The organism is Streptomyces sp. NPDC052114, assembly GCF_040680155.1.
Lineage (GTDB): Bacteria > Actinomycetota > Actinomycetes > Streptomycetales > Streptomycetaceae > Streptomyces.
This window is the reverse complement of the sequence record NZ_JBFAWC010000012.1, coordinates 100,876-122,875: the sequence shown is the minus strand read 5'-3', so window position 1 is coordinate 122,875 and position 22,000 is coordinate 100,876. Positions and strand designations below refer to the sequence as shown.

The following is a 22,000-nucleotide window of genomic DNA, read 5'->3' as shown; positions in this document are numbered from 1 at the left end:
TGCCTTGTCCTGGGTGTGGTGCCAACGGCTGGGAACGGGTTCCGTTACCGCTGGTTACGTGCGGGTGGTCCGGGGCCGGTGCGGTCAGGCGTGGGCCGGGGGGCCGACCTTGACGACCTCGCCGATGACGATGACCGCCGGGGGCTTCACCTCGTGGGTGCGGACCGCTTCGGCGACCGTGCCGAGCGTCGCGTCCACGCGGCGCTGGGCGGCCGTCGTGCCCTCCTGGATCAGGGCGAGCGGGGTGTCGGCCGCCTTGCCGTGGGCGATCAGGGCCTCGGCGATCTTGCCGATCTTGTCGACGCCCATGAGGATCACGAGGGTGCCGCGCAGCTTGGCGAGCGACTGCCAGTCGACCAGGGAGCGCTCGTCGTCCGGGGCCACGTGGCCGCTGACCACCGTGAACTCGTGGGCGACGCCGCGATGGGTGACGGGGATCCCGGCGGCCGAGGGGACCGAGATCGAGCTGGAGATGCCCGGCACGACGGTGCAGGTGATGCCCGCCTCGGCGAGCGCCTGGAGCTCCTCCATGCCGCGGCCGTAGACGTAGGGGTCGCCGCCCTTGAGGCGCACGACGGCCTTGCCCTGCTTGGCGTGCTCGATCAGGGCGTTGTTGATCGCCTCCTGGGCCATGAAGCGGCCGTACGGGATCTTCGCCGCGTCGATGACCTCGACGTGCGGAGGCAGCTCGTCGAGGAGGTCGCGGGGGCCGAGGCGGTCGGCGATGACGACGTCCGCGGCGGCGAGCAGGCGGCGGCCGCGGACCGTGATGAGGTCCGGGTCGCCGGGACCGCCGCCGACCAGGGCGACACCGGCCGTACGGGTGCGCAGGTGGGGGGCGACCAGGCTGCCGTCGCGCAGGCCCTCGACGACCGCGTCGCGGATGGCGGCGGTGCGGCGGGGGTCGCGGTCGTGCAGGTCGGAGGAGAGGACGGCGACCGTGACGCCCTCGGAGCGGCCGGTGGCGGGGGTCCAGGCGGTGGCCGCCTCGGCGTCGTCGGAGCGGACGCACCAGACGCGGTGCTCCTCGGCCTCGGCCGACGCCCGCACGTTCGCCTCGTGGTCGCTGGTGGCGATCAGGGCGTACCAGGCGTGGTGCAGATCGCCGCTCTCGTAGCGGCGCCTGGTCCAGGTGATCTCACCCGCGTCGGCCATCGCCTCCACGGAAGGCGTCGCCGAGGGGGACACGAGGAGGATGTCCGCGCCCGCCTTGATGAGGGCGGGCAGGCGACGCTGGGCCACCTGGCCGCCGCCGAGGACGACGACGCGGCGGCCGGTGAGGCGGAGGCCTACGGGGTAGGCGGGGTTTTCGGCCATGGCCATGGCTGGGGGCTCCTCGTGCGGGGCGTTGCGGCTGCCGCTGCGACGGTGGGGCGGCGGGTGGGGTGACGTGCGGGTTCAGTATGGCTGGGGCGGGGTGGGGTTCTCTTCCCCAAGCCCGCCCCTTCCCGAAAACTGGGGCTTCGCCCCAGGCCCGCTTTCGTGTGCGGGCCGTGGGCGTTGGTGCCCACCCGTTCCGCCGCGCGGAACGCCTGCCCACAAACGGGGACGGCAGAGGGTGGGCACCGCCTGTGGAACGTCTGCCCAGGTCCGCGGGCAGGCGCTCCCCCCTACTTCTCGGTGACGCCTGCTGAGTCGAACGTGGCCACCTCGTGCATCGCGCGGGCCGCGCTCTGGACCACCGGGAGGGCCAGCAGGGCGCCGGTGCCCTCGCCGAGACGGAGGTCCAGGTCGACCAGGGGACGCAGGCCCAGCTTGTTCAGGGCCGCCACGTGGCCCGGCTCCGCGCTGCGGTGGCCCGCGATGCAGGCCGCGAGGACCTCGGGGGCGATGGCACGGGCGACCAGCGCGGCGGCGCCGGCGCTCACGCCGTCCAGGATCACCGGGGTGCGCAGGGAGGCGCCGCCGAGGAGGAGGCCCACCATCGCCGCGTGCTCCAGGCCGCCGATCGCCGCGAGGACGCCGATCGGGTCCGCCGGGTCGGGCTTGTGCAGGTCCAGGGCGCGGCGCACGACCTCGATCTTGCGGGTGTGCATCTCGTCGTTGATGCCCGTGCCGCGGCCGGTGACCTCGGCGGGGTCGGTGTCGGTGTAGACGGAGATCAGGGCCGCGGACGCGGTCGTGTTCGCGATGCCCATCTCGCCGGTGAGCAGCGCCTTGTTGCCCGCCGCCACCAGGTCGCGGGCCGTCTCGATGCCGACCTCGACGGCCGCCTTGACCTCTTCGCGGGTCAGGGCGGGGCCGGTCGTCATGTCGGCCGTGCCCGCGCGGACCTTGCGGGGCAGCAGGCCGGGGGTCGCGGGCAGCTCGCTCGCCACGCCGACGTCGATGACGCAGACCTCGGCGCCCACCTGGTTGGCGAAGGCGTTGCAGACCGCGCCGCCGCCGAGGAAGTTGGCGACCATCTGCGCGGTCACCTCCTGGGGCCAGGCGGTGACGCCCTGGGCGTGCACGCCGTGGTCGCCCGCGAAGATCGCGACGGCCGCGGGCTCCGGGATCGGCGGCGGGCACATCCGGGACAGGCCCGAGAGCTGGGCGGAGATGATCTCCAGCATGCCGAGCGCGCCCGGCGGCTTGGTCATGCGCTTCTGGCGTTCCCACGCCTCGCCGAGCGCCTTGGCGTCCAGCGGGCGGATGTTGGCCACGGTCTCGGCGAGCAGGTCGTGCGGGTCCTCTCCGGGCAGGGCGCGCCGGCCGTACGTCTCCTCGTGGACGACCCAGGACAGCGGGCGGCGCTTGGACCAGCCGGCCTGCATCAGCTCGGGCTCGTCCGGGAACTCGTCGACGTAGCCCACGCAGAGGTAGGCGACGACTTCGAGGTGCTCGGGCAGGCCGAGGGCGCGGACCATCTCGCGCTCGTCGAAGAAGCTGACCCAGCCGACGCCGAGGCCTTCGGCGCGGGCGGCGAGCCAGAGGTTCTCGACGGCGAGCGCCGAGGAGTAGGGGGCCATCTGCGGCTGGGTGTGCCGGCCGAGGGTGTGGCGGCCGCCGCGGGTGGGGTCGGCGGTGACGACGATGTTCACCGGGGTGTCGAGGATGGCCTCGATCTTCAGTTCCTTGAACTGCTTCGCACGGCCCTTGGGGAGGGACTTGGCGTACGCGTCGCGCTGGCGCATGGCCAGTTCGTGCATGGTCCGGCGGGTCTCGGCGGACTTGATGACGACGAAGTCCCACGGCTGGGAGTGGCCGACCGACGGGGCGGTGTGCGCGGCCTCCAGGACGCGGAGCAGCACCTCGTGCGGGATGGCGTCGTTGCGGAAGCCGTTGCGGATGTCGCGGCGCTCGCGCATGACGCGCAGCACGGCCTCGCGCTCGGCGTCGGCGTAGCCCGGGGCGGCGGTGCCGGGGGACGGCACGGGCTCGGGGTACGCGGATTCGTCGGCGTACTCGGCGTCCGTCGCCTCGGCCACCTCGGCCGCTTCGGCGTCGAGGAGCTCGGGGACCTCGGCGCCGTCCTGCGCCTCGGGGGCTCCGGTCGGCACGGGGGCCTCCGGTGCGGCGGCGAGGGCTTCGGGAGCCCCGGTCGTCTCGGGTGCTTCAGGCGCTTCGGCCATCTCGGGTGCTTCGGCCACTTCGGTCACTTCGTTCGCGTCGATCGGTTCGAACGAGATGACGTCGTCGGCCTCGTCCAACTCTTCGGCCGGGTCGGCCGTCTCGGGGGCGGCCGGGAACTCGGCCCGGTCGGCCACCGAGGACGCAGGCATCGCCTGCGGGGTCTGCGGGGTGTCGGGAGACACGGCGGGCCGGCCGGCCTCCGCGGGGTCGGCCGTCGCCTCGGCCGCCTCTGCCGCGCCGTCCTCCTGGACGGACGCGTCCGGCGCGGGGGCCTGCTCGGCGGCGTCGCGCGGGGCGGGCACGGCGGCGCCCTGCGGCGCGGCGTGCGGGTCCTCGGCGACGGCCACCGGGCCCTCGGCGGGCGCGGCCTCGGGCGTCACGGCCCCGGGCACCGCGGCCTCGGGTGCCTCCGGCTGCGGTACGGGCACGGGGGCGGCGCCTGCCGGATCGACGGGCTCGGCCTGCGCGTCGGCGGGCAGGGGCTCGGCGGTCGCGAGCTGCTCGGCGTCCGGAGCGACCGCTGCCTGGGCGTCCGGGGCGGCTGCCTCCTGGGCCTGGGCCTCGGCGGCCAGGACCTCCGGCGGGACGACCAGCGGGCGCGGGGGCGTCGGCGCCAGGTGGGGCGTGGTCGGAACGGTGCCCTCGACCGGCACGAACTGGCCGATGGGCTGGCCGCCTTGGCCGCCGTCGGGCTCGCCGGGGTACGACGCGTCCGCGGGGGCGGCGTCCTGCGGGGTCTGCGGTTCGGGCATGTGCGCGACACCGACGGGACCCTCGGGCGCGCCCTGGAAGGCGTCCGGGGCGAAGGCCGCCTGACCGGCATCGGCGTGCGGGACCTGCGCGCCGTCCCACGGCTGCGCGGGGGCGACGGCGAACGGGGACTGGCCCACGGCGGCGGGCACAGCCTGGGCGAACGCCGGCTGCTCCCCCGTCGCGAACTGCTGCTCCGCGGGAGCGAACTGCTGCTCCGCCGACGGGACCTGCCCGGCGCCGTACTGCTCGCCGTACTGCTCGCCGCCCTGCTGCGCGGCGTACTGGGCCTGGGCCTGGGCGGGCAGCTCGACGGGCTGCCCGGGGAAGGCGGCATCAGGAGTCTGCGGTGCGTCAGCGGCCTGAGGTACGTCGGTGAACTGCGGGGCCTGTGTGACGTCCGGGGCACCCGGAGCGTCCGGTGCGTCCGTGGCGGCAGGGCCGCCAGCGACGCCTGCGGCCCCCGCGTCTCCTGGGACGACCGTTTCTGCTGATGCGGGATAGGCCTCCTGGCCACCGTGCCCCTGAGGCATCGGGCCCTGAGGCATCGGTGCCTGGGGCGGCTGCGGCATCTGTCCCTGGGGTGCCTGCGGGGACCAGGGCGCGGCCCCCTGCGGGATCTCACCGAGCTGCGGCCCCGGCAGGCCCGCCTCGTCGCGCGGGATGTCGAGGTACTCGGGCCCGGTGGGCGGTCCCGCGTGCCGCGCCGGTGCGGGGTGCTGCTGCGGGGGCGTCGCCCCGGCGGGCCCCCGGTCGGCGAGCGAACGCACGGGGCTGGCCGCGCCGTCCGGCACGACGGGGCCCGAGGGACCGCGGTGCAGCGGGCGGCGGGGGGAAGACGGGTGGGACGGCGCCGGCGCGGGCGCGGCGCCGGGCATCCGGACGCCGGTCAGGTCGACCGAGCCGCTGTCCCGGCCGGAGGTCTCGTGCGGACCCGGCTGGTGGGCGGACTGGGTGGCCTGCGCGACAGGCGCGGCCTGCCCCTGACCGGCCGCGGGACCCTGGCCCTGGGCCGGAAACGGCCCATGGCCGGGCGCCTGGGCGTGCCCCGGCAGCTGGCCCGGGAGCCCCAGCGCCCCCTGCGTCTCGCTCCACGCCCCCTGGGCGCCCGGCATCAGCAGCAGGTCGTCCTCGTCGGCGGTGTTCTCGGAGGGGTCGGCCGGGTCCACGAAGGTGTACGCACCCGGTGCGGGAACGCCCGGCTGCTGCGCCCCCACGCCCTGCACGGGCCCGGTAGGTACACCGTTGCCTGCGCCCTCCGGCAGTCCCTCGCCCGGGACCTGGCCGGTGTCGGTCATGCGTAACCCCTCGCCCATCGGTTAGTGCTTCTTCGACCGCCCCTCAGCCTTCGGCCGGGGTGGCCCCATTGCCCGGAGCGGCGCACCAACCGCCCGTCATCCTCAACGAGCGTGGGCGCCACGCGGCACGAACCGCAGACCGGACAACAGGCATTGTCCCGGTCGGCCCGCCGCCGCGGCAGCTTGATCGGCCACGGCCCGCTGTGGACTGCGCCACGTTGCGCGTCCTCCGGTCCTGCCGTACCACACACACCCCTCAAAACGGGCGAGCTTTCCGGACATTGACCAACGAACTGCTGGGCACCCGGGTGCAGTACAACGATCGGCCAGCCTACCCCGCACCGTGCGCCCACAGGGTCACGGGGAGCGGTCCGGCAACCGCCCCGAGAGCAGGAACACAACCGTCCGCTTTTCCTCGCGCCAGGCACGTGTGTCGAGCTCCACGGACTGGAGCAGCGCGCACTCGACGGTGTAGCCGTGCTCGGTCAGGTCCCGGCCGATGAGTTCGGCCGCGTCGCGTGTCGCGGCGTGCGTCACGATGCGCTCGGGACGGCGGTCGGCGACCGCGGAGACCACGGCGGCTCCCCCGCCCCCGACGCGTACGACATCGGGCTCGGGAAGGTCTTCGAGGATGTGCGGGGCGACGCCGTGCACGGTCTGGGCCTGGACGCCGAAGCGGCGCACGGCGGCCGTGGTGCGGCCGAGGGCGTCGGCGTCGCGGTCGACGGCGATCACGGCGGCACCGAAGCGCGCGGCCTCCGCGGTGAAGGCGCCGCTGCCGCAGCCGATGTCCCAGACGAGGTCGCCCACGCGCGGCCCGAGGCGGGCGAGTTGGGCGGCCCGCAGCCGGTCGGTCTCCCCCTCGCCGAGCCAGATGTCCCCGCCGTACTCGGCGGCGGGCAGCGCCCAGCCGCGCGTCGCGGCGGCCGGTTCCCGGCCGGCGATCCAGCCGGTGTCGGCGGCGGGCGCGGTGCCGCCGATGACGATGACGACGTTCGGGTCGCGCCAGCTGTGGTCGGCGGCCTTGTCGGAGGTGACCACGGAGACCTGCTCGCGGTCGGTGCCGAGTTCCTCGCAGATGACGAAGGTGCGGTGGACGCCCTGGAGCAGGAGGCCCAGTTCGGCGGGGCCCGCGCCGGGCGAGGTGAGGACGGCGACCTTGGTGTGGGCGCGGCAGACGTTCACGGCGCGGCGCAGGGTGCGGCGGTGGGCGACCACGACCTCGGCGTCGTCCCAGGGCATGCCCGCGCGGGCGAAGGCCTGGGCGACGGAGGAGACGGCGGGCACCACTTCGACCTCCAGGCCGTACTCCGGGGCGCGCAGGGTACGTACGACGCCGAAGAAGCCGGGGTCGCCGTCGGCGAGGACGACGGCGGTGCCGCGGTGGGCGGCGATGCGGCGGGCGGCCAGGCTCACGCTGCCGAGGCGGATCCGCTCGGCGCGGGCGGGGAGCTCGTCCAGCGCCAGGTGGTGGGCGGCGCCCGCCACCAGCGTCGCGGCGCTGAGCGCGGAGCGCGCCGCTGCGGTCAGCGGCGTACCGTCCCAGCCGATCACCGTGACCCGGTCGGCCATCGTCGTCTGTCTCCTGGGTTCTCGCGGGTCGTCCGTGCGGGGCGGGAGCTGCGGAAGGGGGCAACCGCGCACGCGGCCAGGGGCGAGCGTACCTGCTGGGACCCGGGAGCGCCCGAGGGGCGCATGTGCCCGCGGGCGCCAGGGTCGAAGGGCTCGGTGCCCGTCGGAGAAGGCGGTCAGTTCCAGTCGGAGTAGGCCGAGAACCCGCTGTCGGCGAGGGTCTCGGAGACGCCTTCGAGGTCCTCGGGGAGCAGGCTCCACACGATCAGGTCGGTGCGCAGCTCAAGCCAGCCGCCGAAGGGGTCGCCGCCGTTCCTCGTCCGCGCTATCCAGGCGCCGCGCAGGACGCCCTCGCTGATGCAGCCGATCTTCTGGGCGACCTGCTGGGCGGCGGTGTTGTCGGCGGCGGTGCGCAGTTCGATGCGCTCGAACTGCTGGTCGTTGAAGAGCCATTGGGCGGTGGCGAGCGCGGCCTCGGAGGCGTAGCCCTCGCCGCGGGCCCAGGGCGCGACGACGTAGTTGAGTTCGGTGGCGCGCACCCGCCAGTCGGTGCCCCGGAGTTGGATGATGCCGACAAGGCGCTGGGTGAGGAACTCGGTGACGGCGAGGACGATGCCGCGGCCCTCGGAGCGCTCGGCGGGCGCGAGGCGGGTGATCCACGCGTGGGCGTCGGCCTCGGTGTAGGGCTGGGGCACGGAGGTCCAGGCCGTGACGAGCTCGTCGTTCATCATCTCCGCGTACGCGGGGACGTCCGCCTCTTCGAGGGGGCGCAGCACCAACCGCTCCGTGCTGATGGAGATGTCGGGAAACTCCGAGGACCCCGAGGAGGCTCTGTTCATGCGCCGCTCCATAACCTTCATAGACCTGAAGGACCTTGACCTTCGGGCCTTCTGAAGTGACCAGCATGCAACATGTCCGCCCGCACACGCACCACGGGGTCCGCTCCCGTGCCAGGAGCGGACCCCGTCGATGTCTTGTATGCGTCCCGCGCGCGGGAGGCCGTTCAGCCCGCCTCGACGGGCAGTACGGATCCGTCGTACTTGTCCTCGATGAACTTCTTCACCTCGGGCGAAGTCAGCAGTTTCGCCAGCTTCTTGATCCGCGGGTCGTCCTCGTCGCCCTTCTTGGCGGCGAGGACGTTGTTGTAGGGATTGCCCTTCGCGGACTCCAGGAGGATGGCGTCCTTCTTGGGGCTGAGCCCGGCGTCGAGCGCGAAGTTGTTGTTGATGACCGCCGCGTCGAGGTCGTCGAGCGAGCGCGGCAGCTGCGCCGGGTCGAGCGGCTTGATGGTGAGCTTCTTCGGGTTGGACGTGATGTCCTCGGGCGTGGCGGTGCCGCCGACGCCCTTCTTGAGCCCGATGACGCCCTTGGAGGCGAGCAGTTGGAGCGCCCGGCCCTCGTTGGTCGTGTCGTTCGGAACGGCCACGGTCGCGCCCTCGGGAAGCCGGGCGACGTCCTTGGTCTTCTTCGCGTACACGCCCATCGGGGGCAGGTACACCTCGGTGACCGGCACCAGGTCCGTCTTCTTGGACTCGTTGAAGTCCTTCAGGTACGGGGTGTGCTGGTACAGGTTGGCGTCGAGAGAGCCCTCCTGGAGCGCGGTGTTCGGAGTGACGTAGTCCGTGAACTCCGTGACCTGGAGGTCCAGGCCCGCCTTCTTCGCGAGGTTCTTCTGGACGTAGGCGAGGACTTCGCCGGCCGGGGTCGGGGTGGCCCCGACGACGAGCTTGTCGCCGGAGCCCGCCGAGCCGCCGTCGGAGCCCGCGCCGCACGCGGTGAGGCCGAGCGCGAGGGCCAGGGTCCCCGCGGCGGCGCCCAGAGCGGACGTACGCATGATCAGAACGCCGCGACGACGGCGCCGTCGTACTTGTCGTCGATGAACTTCTTGACCTCGGGCGAGGTGAGGAGCTTGGCGAGCTTCTTCACGCGCGGGTCGTTCTCGTCGCCCTTCTTCACGGCGAGGAAGTTGCCGTAGGGGTTGCCCTTGGCGGGCTCGGCGACGAGGGCGTCCTTGGCGGGGCTGAGCGCGGGCTTGGCCTCCAGGGCGTAGTTGCCGTTGATCACCGCGGCGTCGACGTCGGCCAGGCTGCGGGGCACCGTCGGGGCCTCGAGCTCCTTGAACGTGATGTTCTTGGGGTTCTTGGCGATGTCCTTCGGGGTGGCCTCGTAGCCGACGCCCTTCTTGAGCTCGATGACGCCGTTGTCCGCGAGGAGCTTGAGCGCGCGGGCCTCGTTGGTGGTGTCGTTCGGGATGGCGACCGTGGCGCCGTCCTTGAGGTCCGTGAGCTTCTTGATCTTCTTGGAGTAGATGCCCAGCGGCTCCAGGTGAACCGTGGCCCCGGGGACGGGCACGATGTCCGTGCCGTTCTTCTTGTTGAAGTCGTCGAGGTACGGCTTGTGCTGGAAGTAGTTCGCGAAGACCTCGCCCTGCTGAACGGCCGTGTTCGGCGTGACGTAGTCGGTGAACTCCTTGACCTCGAGGTCGAGGCCGGCCTTCTTGGCCAGGTTCTTCTGGACGTACTCCAGGATCTGGCCCTGGGGCGTCGGGGTGGCGGCGACGACGAGCTTGCCGTCCTTGTCGCCCGCGGAGTCCTTGTCGGAACCGCAGGCGGCGAGCCCGAGGGTGAGGGCGCCGGTGGCGAGGACAGCGGTGGTGATCTTGGCGGTGTTACGCACGAAAAGTGCCTTTCTCCATGGGTGGTGCAGCCCCGCTCAGGTGCGCGGGGAAGTCTGCGGGTGGGGCCCGGGGCGGGCCCCGGTCAGCCGGTCTTGGTGGTCGTCTCGGCGGCGACGGTGCCGGGCAGCACGCCGCGCAGCGGGCGGAACAGCAGCAGCGGGCCGGTGCCGCCGCCGCGCTTGTGCAGCCGGCGGGCCGCGTAGTCGCCCGCGAACTGGATGATCGAGATGACCACGGCGAGGATCGCCACGGTGATCCACATCAGCTGGGTCTCGAAGCGCTGGTAGCCGTAGCGCAGCGCGAGGTCGCCGAGGCCGCCGCCGCCGACCGTGCCCGCCATCGCGGAGTAGCCGATGAGGGCGACGATCGTGGTGGTGGCGCCGGAGATCAGCGAGGGCAGCGACTCCGGGACGAGGACCTTGCGCACGACGGTCCAGGTGGAGCCGCCCATCGACTGCACGGCCTCGACGAGCCCGTGGTCGACCTCGCGGATCGAGGTCTCCACCAGGCGCGCGAAGAAGGGGATGGCGCCGACCGCGAGCGGCACGAGGGCGGCCTCGCGGCCGATCGTGGTGCCGGTGACCCAGCGCGTGAAGCCCATCAGGGCGACCATCAGGATGATGAAGGGCATCGAGCGCGCGATGTTCACGACCTGCCCGATCACCTTGTTGAGGAAGGCGTTCTGCAGGAGCCCGCCGCGCTCGGTGAGCACGAGCAGGATGCCGAGCGGCAGACCGGCGGCGACGGCTATGAGCGTCGACCAGCCGACCATGTAGAGGGTGTCCCAACACGCCTGCTCCAGCAGGGGCTGCATCTCCGACCAGGTCACTTGGCACCTTCCTTCACCAGCAGCGTGGCGTCGTCCTCGGCCAGCAGCGTGGCGTCCTTCGGCGCGGCAGGGGCGTCCTGACCCGCGATGTCGACCTGCAGGCCCTGCTCGCGCAGGAAGCCGATCGGTACGACGTTCTCCTCGAAGCGGCCGGGCAGCTCGATGCGCATGCGGCCGACCTGCTTGCCCGCGACGGTGTCCATCGCGGCGCCGAGGATCGAGATGTCGATGTTGTACGTGCGCGACAGCTGGGAGATGACCGGCTGGGTGGCGGCCTCGCCGTGGAAGGTCACGTCGACGACGGTGCGGTCGGCACCGGTGGCCTCGCCGCTGACCGGGAAGAGCGCGGCGGCGAGCTCGGAGCCGGGGGTGGCGAGCAGCTCGCTGACGGTGCCGGACTCGACGATCTGTCCGCGCTCCATCAGGGCGGCGGAGTCGCAGACGCTCTTGACGACGTCCATCTCGTGCGTGATGAGGAGGACGGTCAGGCCGAGCTGCTGGTTGAGGTCGCGCAGGAGCCGGAGGATGGAGCGGGTGGTCTCCGGGTCGAGGGCGCTGGTCGCCTCGTCGGAGAGGAGCACCTTCGGGTCGCCGGCCAGGGCGCGGGCGATGCCGACGCGCTGCTTCTGGCCGCCGGAGAGCTGGCTCGGGTAGCTCCTGGCCTTGTCGGCGAGGCCGACCAGGTCGAGGAGTTCGAGGGCCTTGCGGGAGCGCTGCTGTCCGGAGAGCCCGAGGATCTCCAGGGGCAGTTCGATGTTGTCCTGCACGGTCCGCGAGGACAGCAGGTTGAAGTGCTGGAAGACCATGCCGATGCGGCTGCGCGCCTGCCGCAGCTCCTTGCCCGCGCGCGAGCCGCGGCCGGCGAGGGCGGTGAGGTCCTGTCCGTCGACGGTCACGGTGCCGGAGGTGGGGCGCTCGAGGAGGTTGACGCAGCGGATCAGGGAGGACTTGCCGGCGCCGGACTGGCCGATGACGCCGTACACCTCGCCCTCGCGGACGTGCAGGTCGACTCCGTCGAGGGCGGTTACTTCACGACCGCGTGAGCGGTAGACCTTGGTGAGGCCGGAAGTGGTGATCACAGGGGATTCCGTCACTGTCGAGTGCGCGGCGCGGGTGTCGCCGGGCACGGGGCATTCGTTCGGAACGCGGCACGGTTCTCGCGGTGGCGATAGGAACCGGAGGACGTGTGCGCGGGGCAGGCTCGCTCCCTGCGGCGATGTACTTTCCGTACGTCACGCGGGGGCGCGGCACAGCGGGCTTCGCTTCGGGGCGCGAGGCTCTTCGGTGGTGCGGGGGCCCTCAGAAGGCGCACATTCGACACATACAACGAGCACCGGGCGTCGTCATCGCCTCGGTCGCAAGGGTGCGGCTGCTCGTCGTGGTCATGGAGCAAGTAAAACACGCGTGAGGTGGCTGTCCACCATCACTGTCCGCTATGCGGACAGTGATGGGACGGCCTTGGACGGCCGTGGACGGCCGGGACCGCCGGCTCAGTCGGCGAGGGAGATCTCCACGCCACCCGCCGTGGCCTGCGCGGACACGGCGGAGAGGTCCTTGACGACGACGTCCGCGGTCAGCTCGTCGGCGGTGTGGGTTGTGGTCAACGCCACGGTCCTCATGCCCGCGGCCCGGCCGGCCGCCAGGCCCGCGGGCGCGTCCTCGAAGACCACGCAGCGCGCGGGCTCGGCGCCCAGCTTGGCGGCGGCGAGCAGGAAGGGCTCCGGGTCGGGCTTGCCGCGGGTGATGTCGTCGGCGGCGATCACCAGGCCGGGGCGGACCCCGACCTCGGCGAGCCGGGCCTCGGCCAGGACGCGCGTCGCCGAGGTGACCACGGCCCAGCGGTCCATGGGCAGCGACTCCAGGAGCGCGCGGGTGCCCGGCAGCAGCACGACGCCCCCGGCCACGTCGGAGACCTCCAGCTCCTCGATGCGGGCGACGGCCCCGGCGACCTTCTCCGCGGGCAGCAGGTCGGCGGCTATCTCGGCGGCGGGGCGGCCGTGCAGCTCGACACGGGCGAAGTCCTCGGCGGTGATCCCGTACTCCTGCGCCCACCGCGTCCAGCAGCGGTACACCGACTCCATGGACGAGATGAGGGTGCCGTCGTTGTCGAACAGGAGCGCGTCAGCCTGGATCTTCATGGTTCCCGAGCCTACGGGGCACCCCGGGGGCACGCGCATCGGGTCGAAGGGCCCGTAATAAAGTCACGGGCATGCTTGACGCCCTGACGATCGCGACCGCCGTGGCCGCGCTCGCCCTCGCCGCCTGGTGCGGTTTCGCCGCCTACCGCGACCAGCCGACCAAGGACTGGCACTTCATCGGCATGGGCGTGGTGACCTTCCTCGCCCTGGTCCAGCTGATCGTCGGCATCGTCCTGCTCGCGCGCGGCGAGGACCCGGAGCAGGGCACGACGATCTTCGTGGCCTATCTGCTCGGCTCCTTCGCGTGCGTGCCGGCGGCGGGCTTCATGTCCCTGGCGGAGCGGACGCGCTGGGGTTCTCTGACGGTCGCCGCGGGCGGTGTGGTCCTCGCCGTGCTCGAAGTGCGGCTCTACGACATCTGGGGAGGCTGAGGTGACGGTGACCGAGAAGAACGAGCCCCGGGGCACCCGGCAGAAGCTGATCACCGGCCCCGGCATCCTGCTGGTGTGGCTGTACGGCGTGATGGTGGTCGGCGCCGTGTCGCGCTCCGTCGTGCAGATCGCCCAGCACTTCGACAAGGCCCCGCTCGCGTACTCGCTGTCGGCGCTCGCGGGCCTCGTCTACGGCTTCATCACGTACTCGCTGGTGCGCGGCGGCGACACGGCCCGCAGGGCGGCGCTGGTGTGCTGCGCCGCCGAGCTCGTGGGCGTACTCGCCGTGGGCACCTGGACGCTGGTGGAACCGTCCGCCTTCCCCGACGCCACGGTGTGGTCGGACTTCGGGATGGGCTACCTCTTCATCCCGGTGATCCTGCCGGTGACGGCGGTCTTCTGGCTCCGGAAGGCGCGCGGGGCCAACTCCTAGGCGCGAGGCCACCTCCTAGGCGCGGGGCCGACTCCTAGGCGCTGGGCACGAACGACCGCGCGTCGACCTCCTTGGCGAGGGTGACCCTCGTGAGCCGGTCGTTCACCCGCTGGGAGCCCACGGGGGCGTACCCGTGCTTCCGGTAGAGCTGGAGGTTCTGCTCGCTGCGGTGGCCCGTGAAGAGCTGGAAGCACTTGGCCGTGCCCGCGGCGCCGAGGCGGCGCTCTATGGCGTCGAGGAGCCGGCCGCCCAGACCGTGCCGCTGCATCCGGGGGTGGACGATGAGCTTGCCGATCCGCGCCGTGCCGTCCGCGTCGACCGTGCCGCGCACGGAGGCCACCACCTCGTCGCCGAGGCGGGCCACCAGCACGACTCCCGTGTCCAGTTCGGCCCGCAGGGAGTCGAGGGACTGGGTCAGCGGCTCGATCGAGTAGTCGCCGTACAGTTCGGCCTCGCTCTGGTAGCAGAGGTACTGCAGTTTGAGGATCTGCTCGGCGGCGTCCGTGTCGTCGCCCGCCGCCTCCGAGATGGTCACGCTCATGCCCATGTGTGCATGCCTCCCGCTCACCTGTCCACCGGTTGTCTATCGCTCCTTTCCCCAGGGTTCAGGAGCCGCAACCTCCGCCGCCAGCATTCTGCGCAGGCATCCCAGGCAACGGGAACGTTCCGGCCCCAGGCTGCCCTGTGACATTCCCAACTCCCCTGCGATTTCCCGGTAGGTGAGGTCCTTCGGGGACAGCAGCGCGGCCATGATGCGGGGGCAGCGGCCGGGCAGCCTGCGCACGGCGGCGTGCAGGGTGCGGTGCCGGTCGGCGGTCAGGGCGCGCTGTTCGGGGCCGCCCTCGGTGTCGTCGGCGGGCTCGGTCGCGTACGCCACCTCCCGCCGCGTCGTGTGCCGGGTGCGGCGGGCCTCGGTCCGGACGGCGCCGCGCAGCCACCGCGCCGGGTCGGCGGGCGGGCCCTCGGCCTCCAGGCGCTCCAGGAGGCGCAGCCAGACGGCCTGTTCGAGGTCGCCGGGGTCGGTACCGGAGCCGAGCGCCTCGGCCGACGCCTCGGCGGCGAGCAGCGGCCGGAGCGCGGGGATGAGGGTGGGGATGAGCTCGTAGGTCATGACCGCCGGGACGCGGCCGCTCCGGCGCGAGGTTGCCGGAGCGGCCGTCTCTCACCCCAACCGGGGCCACGACCTCACTTGTTGACGAAGTCGGCGGCCGCGAGCAGCGCGGTGTCGCAGTTGTCCGAGAAGATGCCGTCGATGCCCGTCTCGAAGTAGGCCTTGAAGGCGCCGAAGGCGTCGCCGTAGGCGTTCGGGTCGGTGCCCTTCCTGAAGTTGGCGGGCAGGAAGGTGTTCTCGTTGCGCATCGTGTACGGGTGCAGGATCAGGCCCGCCGCGTGCGCGTCCTTGACCAGGGTGGTCGGGGTGCCGAGGCTGCCGTCCGCCTTGCGCGGGATGACCAGGTCCAGGGTCGGGCCGATGCCCTGCGCGAAGCCGGCCATCCACCTCAGCCCCTCGGGCTTGATGAGGTCGGCGACGGTGCGCGGGTCGCCCGCCTCGACGAAGTCCCAGGGGCGGGAGTTCGCGGTGGACAGGAGCACCACGCGCGGCGCGGAGACCAGCTTGGCCAGGCGCTGGATGCTGCTGGGCTCGAAGGACTGCAGGAAGTTCGCCGCGTTCTTCTTGTGCCGGCCGTAGCGGCGCAGCAGCTTGGCGAGCGGCTCCTCCAGGCCGAGGCCCAGCTTGCGGAAGTACGTGGGGTGCTTGGTCTCGATGTGCAGCCAGACCGGCTTGCCGCGCCTGCGCCCCTCCTTCTCCGCCCAGCGCAGGACCTCTTCGAGGGTGGGGACGTCCCAACGGCCGTCGTAGAGGGTGTTGCGCTGGCGGGTGCCGGGGATGCGCTCCTTGGCGCGCAGGGTCTTCAGCTCGGCGAGCGTGAAGTCCTCGGTGAACCAGCCGGTGAGCGAGGTGCCGTCCACGGACTTGGTGGTCTTGCGGGACGCGAACTCGGGGTGCGCCGAGACGTCCGTCGTCGCGGTGATGTCGTTCTCGTGACGGCATACGAGATGGCCGTCCTTGGTGGGCACGACGTCCTGCTCGATGACGTGCGCGCCCATGTCGAGGGCGAGCTGGTACGAACCGAGCGTGTGCTCGGGCCGGTAGCCGCTGGTCCCCCGGTGCGCGACGACGGTGGGCACCGGCAGGTCCTTGTAGCCGCCGTGCCCGCCGTGCCCGCCCCCGTGCCGCTCGTCGGCTCTCGCCACGCCGGGCAGCCCCGCCACGGCCGTGCCCGCGCCGAGGACCGCCGCCCCCAGTACCGCCCGCCGCCCCGGGCTCGTCCCCGGCTGCTGCTGACCCGACTCCTGCGTCGCCATTGGCGCTCCTCCCGATGTCACGCTGCGCCTTGCACCTGACAAAGCGGGACCGATCGTAGGTGGCCGCGAGTGACGAGTGGGAGACCCCGGGCGGAACGGCGGGATGACGCGGCATGGCGAGTGGGCGCACCATGGAAGTGGCGGCCCGTCACGAGGGCCGTCACCCAGGGCGAAGCGCCCGCGTGACAAGGACCACTACTTCGGGCCACACCGTTCCCGCGGGGATACGGTCGTCACAGGGGCGGACGAGCAGGGCAACACCGTGCAAAGTCAGGTCAACTCTGCGTATCGAGTACGTGAACCCGATGTGCAATCGGCGGCGCCCCGCGAGTATCGTCCTCACCTGCACTTACTCGTCGTCGACCCCTTGACACCGGAGGGCCTGTTGTCCCGTCTAGCGCTCATCAAGGCAGTGCTCGGACCGATCTTGCGCCTGATGTTCCGCCCACGGGTAGAAGGCGCCGAGAACATCCCGGGGACCGGGCCCGTCATTCTGGCCGGAAACCACCTGACGTTCATCGACTCGATGATCCTGCCGCTGGTGACCAACCGTCCGGTGTTCTTCATCGGCAAGGACGAGTACGTCACGGGCAAGGGCCTCAAGGGCCGCCTGATGGCGTGGTTCTTCACGGGCGTCGGCATGATCCCGGTGGACCGCGACGGCGGGCGCGGCGGTGTCGCGGCGCTCATGACCGGGCGGCGCGTTCTCGACGACGGCAAGGTCTTCGGCATCTACCCCGAGGGCACGCGGTCGCCCGACGGACGTCTGTACCGGGGGCGTACGGGCATCGCCCGCCTGACCCTGATGACCGGCGCGCCCGTCGTCCCCTTCGCCATGATCGGCACGGACAAGCTTCAGCCCGGCGGCAAGGGCCTGCCCCGCCCCGGCAAGGTGACGGTCCGCTTCGGCGAGGCGATGGAGTTCTCGCGGTACGACGGGATGGACCGTGACCGCTATGTGCTGCGGGCGGTGACGGACTCCGTGATGACGGAGGTCATGCAGCTGTCCGGGCAGGAATACGTGGACATGTACGCCACCAAGGCGAAGGCGGCGTAGCCGCCCGGAACTGGATGACGGTGCGCCCGCACCGGCGCCGGGGTCTCTTCCCCGCGCCGGGGCGGGCGTTCGTCTTCCGATCTCTCTCGGGTGTCGTCGACTGCGGGCCGTACGGGCCCTGGAGTCCTGGCTCGGACACCAGCCGCACAGTAGGTGACATGCCGCTGCGCGACTCGGGTCCCTCCGGTCACATCATCCGGTGGCAGTGCCGACGACCAGGGCCTGCGGGTCGTGGTCGCCGGATACGTGCTGTCTGACGCGTCGCTGGATCGCGCCCTTTTCGTCCGCCGAGGGCGGATTCGCCTCCCGGTGCCGGGGCGGCCGTGGCCCGGCCTTCGCTACGACCGGCTTCGCTCCCGGTAGAGCACGAGGTGCTCGTGATGGAGCACTCCGTCCCGGATGTCGCCCGTGGCGGTGAAGCCGGTGTCGTCGACGTAGTCCAGGTGGCTGCCGGTCACCGTGTACCGGCCGGTGTACGCGCTGGCCCGCTCGCCGCGGGCTTCGTCGTAGCGGCCGTCCGGCAGCAGTTCCTGCCGGATGTGACCATCCGCAGTCACCCACATCCCGACCACGTCGACGTGGTCGTCCTCAACGCTCCCGGCCATGGCGGGCTCCTCTCCTCGAACGGTGCGGTTCTTCCCGCTCCACCGAGTCTGCGCAGGTCAGCGGCCATCAACCAGGACATGTGCTGCCTGGGTGCAGCACACCCAGGCACCGCACCGAGCCACCGCCTAGCCTGCACACATGGACGACAACCACCTGGGAGACTTCCTGCGCGCACGCCGCGCCGGACTGCGGCCGGAGGACGTCGGCATGACGAGCCACGGGGCCCGCAGAGTCGCCGGACTGCGTCGCGAGGAGGTCGCCGTCCTGGCCGGAGTGAACGCCGACTACTACGCCCGCCTGGAACAAGGCCGCGAGCGCACCCCCTCACCACAGGTGATCGACGCACTCGGCCGCGCGCTGCGCCTCGACGCGGACGCACGCGCGCACCTGTACCGGCTGGCCGGGGCCACGCCGAACGACCGGCCCTCCGCCCACGCCGCCGAACGAGTCAGCCCTTCGCTGCGACAGCTGATGGACGGCTACCCGAACACTCCGGCGTTCGTCATGAGCCGGACCCTGGACCTCCTCGCCGTCAACGCCCTGGCCGATGCCCTCTACGCCCCGTTCGAGCCGGCGGACAACTTGGCCCGCATGACCTTCCTCGACGCCGCGGGCCGCGGCTTCCACAGGGACTGGGACCGGGCGGCACAGGCCACCGTCGCCAACCTTCGCGAGGCGACCGGATTCGACCCGGACAGCCCACGGCTGCGTGAACTCGTCCGCACCTTCACTGAGCACAGCGCGGACTTCACCCGCCTCTGGAACGCCCACACCGTGCGCGGCAAGACCCAGGACGCCAAACGCTTCCTCCACCCGGACGTCGGCCCCCTCACCCTCACCTACCAGGCTTTCGACGTACGCGACGCCCCCGGCCAGCAGCTCGTCATCTATCACGCCGCACCAGGCAGCCCCAGTGCCCAGTCCCTCGATCTGCTCGGTTCCCTCCACGCCACCCGGCGCCGGCCCGCCCCCCGGCTGGACCCGCGCCGCTGACGGGGCGCGGGTCCCCGTAGTACTCAGTGCTCGATGTGCTCGATGCCGTCCTCCAGTTTCTGGCCCTTCAGGAGGAACCAGGCCGCCACCGCCGTGGCGAGGAGGACCGCCGCGCCCACGCCCGCAGCGAGGCGCAGGCCCTCCACGAAGGCCGTCTGGGCCGAGGAGAGCAGGGCATCCGCCTGCTGCGGGGGCAGGGCCGCGACCGATTCGACCGCGCCGCCCAGGGATTCGTGGGACGCCGACGCCACGTCGGCCGGGGTGCCCGGCGGGGCCGTGAAGTCGCGGTAGACGCCCGTGACGATGGAGCCGAGCAGGGCGATGCCGAGGGCCGCGCCCAGTTCGTACGCCGTCTCGGAGACCGCGGAGGCCGCGCCCGCCTGTTCCTTGGGCACGCTGGAGAGGATGACGTCGGCGGTCACGGTGAACGAGAAGCCCGCGCCGACGCCGACGACCAGGAGCGAGGCGCCGAGCAGCGGATAGCCGGTGCTCTGGTCCAGCGCCGTGAGCACGGCGAGCGAGAGGCCCACCGCCGCGAGGCCGCCGGCGACCACGATCCGTACCGAGAACCTGCGGGCCACCATGCCCGCGACCAGTCCGGCCGCCACCGCGCCCGCCGCGGCGGGCAGTTCGGCGAGGCCCGCCTCGAAGGGCCGCCTGCCCTGCACCAGTTGCAGGAACTGGGAGAGGAAGAAGACCAGGCCGGACAGGCCGAGGACGGTCAGCAGGTCGGCGAGGACCGCCCCGGAGAAGCCGCGGTTGCGGAACAGCCGCATGTCCAGGAGCGGCGCGGGGAGCGTCAGTTGGCGGCGTACGAACCAGGTGAGCGCTGCCACGCCCACGACGGCGGACGCCACGACGTCCCAGCGCAACCCGTGCGCGGCCGCCTCCTTGATGGAGTACACGACGGCGATCATGCCGATGAGCGACAGCACGACGCTGATCAGGTCCCACGGGCCCGGTGCCGGGTTCTTGGACTCGGGCAGGAGCTTGATGCCGACCAGTACGAGCACGGCCATCACGGGCAGGTTGATGAGGAAGACCGAGCCCCACCAGAAGTGTTCGAGCAGGAAGCCGCCGACGACGGGGCCGACGGCCGCGCCCGCGGACGCCATGGCGCCCCAGACGCCGACCGCGATGCTGCGCTCGCGCGGGTCGTGGAAGATGTTGCGGATCAGCGCCAGCGTCGACGGCATCAGCGTCGCACCGGCGACACCGAGCAGCGCGCGGGCCAGGATCATCATCTCCGGGCTCGTCGCGTACGCGTTGAGTATCGACACCGCGCCGAACGCGACGGCTCCGGTGAGCAGGAGCTTCTTGCGGCCGATGCGGTCGCCGAGGCTGCCCATGGAGACGAGCAGACCGGCGATGACGAAGGAGTAGACGTCGCCGATCCACAGCAGCTGCGTGCCGGACGGCTTGAGGTCCTCGCTGATGTACGGCGTCGCCAGGCCGAGCACGGTCGCGTCGACGGCGACCAGGAGCACGGCCAGGGCGAGCACGGCGAGCGCGAGCCAGCGGCCGGGGGCGCGCACGTCCGCGTCGGCGGTCCGCTGCTGGGTGCTGGTCATGATTCCACTCTCCGCTGTGCGCCGCCGATCAGCAGCTCGGCGATCATGTACGAGAAGTCCTTGGCCGCCACACGGCCGTCCAGCACGGCCCAGGCGGCGGAGCCGATGAGGCCGTAGAGCGCCTCGGTCAGCCAGACCGGCGTCAGGTCGATGCGGAACTCGCCGTTCTCCTGGCCGCGCCGGAAGAGCGCGGCCAGGCGGGCGTCGATGCGGGACCAGCCCTCGTGCTGTTCCTCGCCCTCGAAGAGCTGGTTCTCGGTGACGAGGAACGCGAGGAGGCCCGCGGCGGGCTCGATCTCCTTCAGCAGGCGCCGCAGCGCGTCACAGGCGCTGCCCTCGTCGAGCCGGGCCCGCTGGAGGGCGGCCTCGCACTCCTGGAGGCCGAGCTCTTCGAGGGCGCGCACGAGGGCGTCACGGCCGGCGAAGTGGCGGTGGAGGGTCGCCCTGCTGATGCCCGCGGCGCGGGCCACCTCGTCCATGGTGGATGTGGACTTGCGGGTGAGCAGGGCCGCGGCGCTGCGCAGGACCTGTTCGCGATCGACTGACATGAGACAACCATAAGCCTTTTGAGACGTTGGCGTCTCACGAGTTTTCCGTGCGGTCCGGGCTTCTCGTCTCGCGCCCGCTCCAGGACGGCTCCGCGCGCGGCGCAGGGGCGACCGCGCTCAGTGCCAGGGCAGCTCCGCACGCCGTCGCCAGTACGCCACCGGCTCCTCCACCAGGCCCGCGAGGCGCTCCCGCTGCCCGGCGTCCAGGTCGACGGCGGCGGCGTGCAGGTTGGAGACCAGCTGGACGGAGGTGGCCGCGCCGGACAGGACGACGCCCGTCCACGGCTCGCGCAGCACCGCGGCGAGCGCCACCGCGTCGCAGCCGAGCCCCGTCTCCCCGGCGATCTCGCGCAGCGCGGCGGGCGCGTCCGCGTCGGCGAGCCGGCCGTTGGCCATGCCCTCCTTGACGAGCACGGTCAGGCCCGCGTCGTGCGCCTCGGCGAGCGCGGGGCCCGCGGAGGTCTCCAGGATGTTGTACGTCGCCTGGACGGTGCGGAAGAGCGGCTCCCCGTCGACGGTCACGGCGAGGGCGGCGCGGATCGCGGCGGCCTGCTCGGGGCCGCTCACGGACAGGCCGACGGTGACGCCCCCGGCCGCGAGCTCGGCGAGGCGGGCGTGGAGTTCCTTGTCGGTGAGCGCCGGGCTCTCGGGCGTCACGGAGTGGATCTGGTAGAGGTCGAGGCGGTCGCCGAGCAGCTCGGCGGTCTCGGCGCGCTGGCGGGCGTACGCGGCGGCGCTGTGGTCCTTGACCTCGTGCGGGCCCTCGGCGTCGGTGCGCCAGGCGGCCGTGTACGTGTAGCCCCACTTGCTGCCGACGACGACGTCACGGATGTCGGGCCTGGCGTGCAGCCAGTCGGCGAGGAACTCCTCGGACCGGCCGTAGGAGCGGGCCACGTCGACGTAGCGGACCCCCGAAGCGTAGGCGGCGTCGAGGAGTTCGAAGGTGCGCTCGCGCAGGGCCTCGACGCTGCGGGAGGGCGGCAGGTCGGCCTCGCGGCCCAGCGTGATGTAGCCGGGCCTGCCGACGGCCGCGAGGCCCAGTCCTATGTGCGCGGTCGGGGTCGTGGCGGTGGCCAGCCGGGCGAAGGGCATCGCGGGCTCCTCGTCGTAGGGGGGTTCCCCGTCAACGTAACCCGCGATGCCCTGTTGTCACCCGCGCGGCTCGGTCACTCACG

The 22,000-nt window shown here is 72.4% G+C and carries 20 protein-coding genes; 4 read left to right on the top strand and 16 right to left on the bottom strand.

The window, feature by feature from the left end; genetic code table 11:
- Nucleotides 1–84: 84 nt before the first annotated feature.
- From cobA to AB0L89_RS26245, 9 genes are all read right to left on the bottom strand, one after another.
- Nucleotides 85–1,317 (bottom strand): uroporphyrinogen-III C-methyltransferase, encoded by a 1,233-nt coding sequence (gene cobA / locus AB0L89_RS26285; RefSeq protein WP_365145912.1) that lies wholly within the window; start codon nt 1,315–1,317, stop codon nt 85–87.
- 293 nt (nt 1,318–1,610) lie between these two features.
- The gene (cobT, locus tag AB0L89_RS26280; RefSeq protein WP_365145532.1) at nt 1,611–5,603 is read right to left on the bottom strand and encodes a nicotinate-nucleotide--dimethylbenzimidazole phosphoribosyltransferase; all 3,993 of its coding nucleotides are present in this window, start codon (nt 5,601–5,603) and stop codon (nt 1,611–1,613) included.
- Between the two features lie 357 nt (nt 5,604–5,960).
- On the bottom strand, nt 5,961–7,175 hold the full coding sequence (gene cbiE, locus AB0L89_RS26275) for a precorrin-6y C5,15-methyltransferase (decarboxylating) subunit CbiE (RefSeq protein WP_365145529.1): 1,215 nt from the start codon (nt 7,173–7,175) through the stop codon (nt 5,961–5,963).
- A 176-nt stretch (nt 7,176–7,351) separates the two neighbouring features.
- Entirely contained in the window at nt 7,352–8,014 is a 663-nt protein-coding gene (locus AB0L89_RS26270) for a GNAT family N-acetyltransferase (protein ID WP_365145526.1), read from the bottom strand.
- A gap of 164 nt (nt 8,015–8,178) precedes the next feature.
- Nucleotides 8,179–9,009 carry a MetQ/NlpA family ABC transporter substrate-binding protein gene (locus tag AB0L89_RS26265; RefSeq protein ID WP_365145523.1) on the bottom strand — a complete coding sequence of 277 codons (831 nt, stop codon included), beginning with the start codon at nt 9,007–9,009 and terminating at the stop codon, nt 8,179–8,181.
- Nucleotides 9,010–9,011: 2 nt separating this feature from the next.
- Entirely contained in the window at nt 9,012–9,851 is an 840-nt protein-coding gene (locus tag AB0L89_RS26260) for a MetQ/NlpA family ABC transporter substrate-binding protein (protein WP_365145520.1), read from the bottom strand.
- Between the two features lie 83 nt (nt 9,852–9,934).
- Complete coding sequence (locus tag AB0L89_RS26255; RefSeq protein ID WP_365145517.1) at nt 9,935–10,681, bottom strand: methionine ABC transporter permease; 747 nt, start codon at nt 10,679–10,681, stop codon at nt 9,935–9,937.
- Nucleotides 10,678–11,760, bottom strand: coding sequence for an ATP-binding cassette domain-containing protein (locus AB0L89_RS26250; protein WP_365145514.1), 1,083 nt, complete (start codon nt 11,758–11,760; stop codon nt 10,678–10,680). Before AB0L89_RS26250 ends, AB0L89_RS26255 begins: the two co-directional genes overlap by 4 nt.
- A gap of 411 nt (nt 11,761–12,171) precedes the next feature.
- Nucleotides 12,172–12,819 (bottom strand): HAD-IA family hydrolase, encoded by a 648-nt coding sequence (locus AB0L89_RS26245; RefSeq protein WP_365145511.1) that lies wholly within the window; start codon nt 12,817–12,819, stop codon nt 12,172–12,174.
- A 71-nt stretch (nt 12,820–12,890) separates the two neighbouring features.
- Here AB0L89_RS26245 and AB0L89_RS26240 point away from each other — a divergent pair, with 71 nt between their 5' ends.
- Both AB0L89_RS26240 and AB0L89_RS26235 read left to right on the top strand, forming a co-directional pair.
- Nucleotides 12,891–13,250: a hypothetical protein gene (locus AB0L89_RS26240; RefSeq protein WP_365145508.1), complete on the top strand. Its 360-nt coding sequence runs from the start codon at nt 12,891–12,893 to the stop codon at nt 13,248–13,250.
- A 1-nt stretch (nt 13,251) separates the two neighbouring features.
- Nucleotides 13,252–13,683 (top strand): hypothetical protein, encoded by a 432-nt coding sequence (locus AB0L89_RS26235; protein ID WP_365145505.1) that lies wholly within the window; start codon nt 13,252–13,254, stop codon nt 13,681–13,683.
- A gap of 34 nt (nt 13,684–13,717) precedes the next feature.
- Here the strand turns inward: AB0L89_RS26235 and AB0L89_RS26230 are convergent, their stop codons facing one another.
- From AB0L89_RS26230 to AB0L89_RS26220, 3 genes are all read right to left on the bottom strand, one after another.
- Nucleotides 13,718–14,230, bottom strand: coding sequence for a GNAT family N-acetyltransferase (locus AB0L89_RS26230; RefSeq protein ID WP_365145502.1), 513 nt, complete (start codon nt 14,228–14,230; stop codon nt 13,718–13,720).
- Nucleotides 14,231–14,266: 36 nt separating this feature from the next.
- Complete coding sequence (locus AB0L89_RS26225) at nt 14,267–14,794, bottom strand: sigma-70 family RNA polymerase sigma factor (protein ID WP_365145499.1); 528 nt, start codon at nt 14,792–14,794, stop codon at nt 14,267–14,269.
- 74 nt (nt 14,795–14,868) lie between these two features.
- Complete coding sequence (locus AB0L89_RS26220; RefSeq protein ID WP_365145496.1) at nt 14,869–16,050, bottom strand: glycerophosphodiester phosphodiesterase; 1,182 nt, start codon at nt 16,048–16,050, stop codon at nt 14,869–14,871.
- 436 nt (nt 16,051–16,486) lie between these two features.
- Here AB0L89_RS26220 and AB0L89_RS26215 point away from each other — a divergent pair, with 436 nt between their 5' ends.
- Nucleotides 16,487–17,107 (top strand): lysophospholipid acyltransferase family protein, encoded by a 621-nt coding sequence (locus tag AB0L89_RS26215; RefSeq protein ID WP_365145493.1) that lies wholly within the window; start codon nt 16,487–16,489, stop codon nt 17,105–17,107.
- A 338-nt stretch (nt 17,108–17,445) separates the two neighbouring features.
- Here AB0L89_RS26215 and AB0L89_RS26210 read toward each other — a convergent pair whose 3' ends face one another.
- Nucleotides 17,446–17,712: an Atu4866 domain-containing protein gene (locus tag AB0L89_RS26210; protein ID WP_365145490.1), complete on the bottom strand. Its 267-nt coding sequence runs from the start codon at nt 17,710–17,712 to the stop codon at nt 17,446–17,448.
- Between the two features lie 139 nt (nt 17,713–17,851).
- Here AB0L89_RS26210 and AB0L89_RS26205 point away from each other — a divergent pair, with 139 nt between their 5' ends.
- Complete coding sequence (locus AB0L89_RS26205) at nt 17,852–18,706, top strand: helix-turn-helix transcriptional regulator (RefSeq protein WP_365145487.1); 855 nt, start codon at nt 17,852–17,854, stop codon at nt 18,704–18,706.
- Nucleotides 18,707–18,729: 23 nt separating this feature from the next.
- Here AB0L89_RS26205 and AB0L89_RS26200 read toward each other — a convergent pair whose 3' ends face one another.
- The 3 genes from AB0L89_RS26200 to AB0L89_RS26190 form a co-directional block, all read right to left on the bottom strand.
- Nucleotides 18,730–20,277: an MFS transporter gene (locus tag AB0L89_RS26200; protein ID WP_365145484.1), complete on the bottom strand. Its 1,548-nt coding sequence runs from the start codon at nt 20,275–20,277 to the stop codon at nt 18,730–18,732.
- Nucleotides 20,274–20,825, bottom strand: coding sequence for a TetR/AcrR family transcriptional regulator (locus AB0L89_RS26195; RefSeq protein ID WP_365145481.1), 552 nt, complete (start codon nt 20,823–20,825; stop codon nt 20,274–20,276). Before AB0L89_RS26195 ends, AB0L89_RS26200 begins: the two co-directional genes overlap by 4 nt.
- A 117-nt stretch (nt 20,826–20,942) precedes the next feature.
- Nucleotides 20,943–21,917, bottom strand: coding sequence for an aldo/keto reductase (locus AB0L89_RS26190; RefSeq protein ID WP_365145478.1), 975 nt, complete (start codon nt 21,915–21,917; stop codon nt 20,943–20,945).
- Nucleotides 21,918–22,000: the final 83 nt, after the last annotated feature.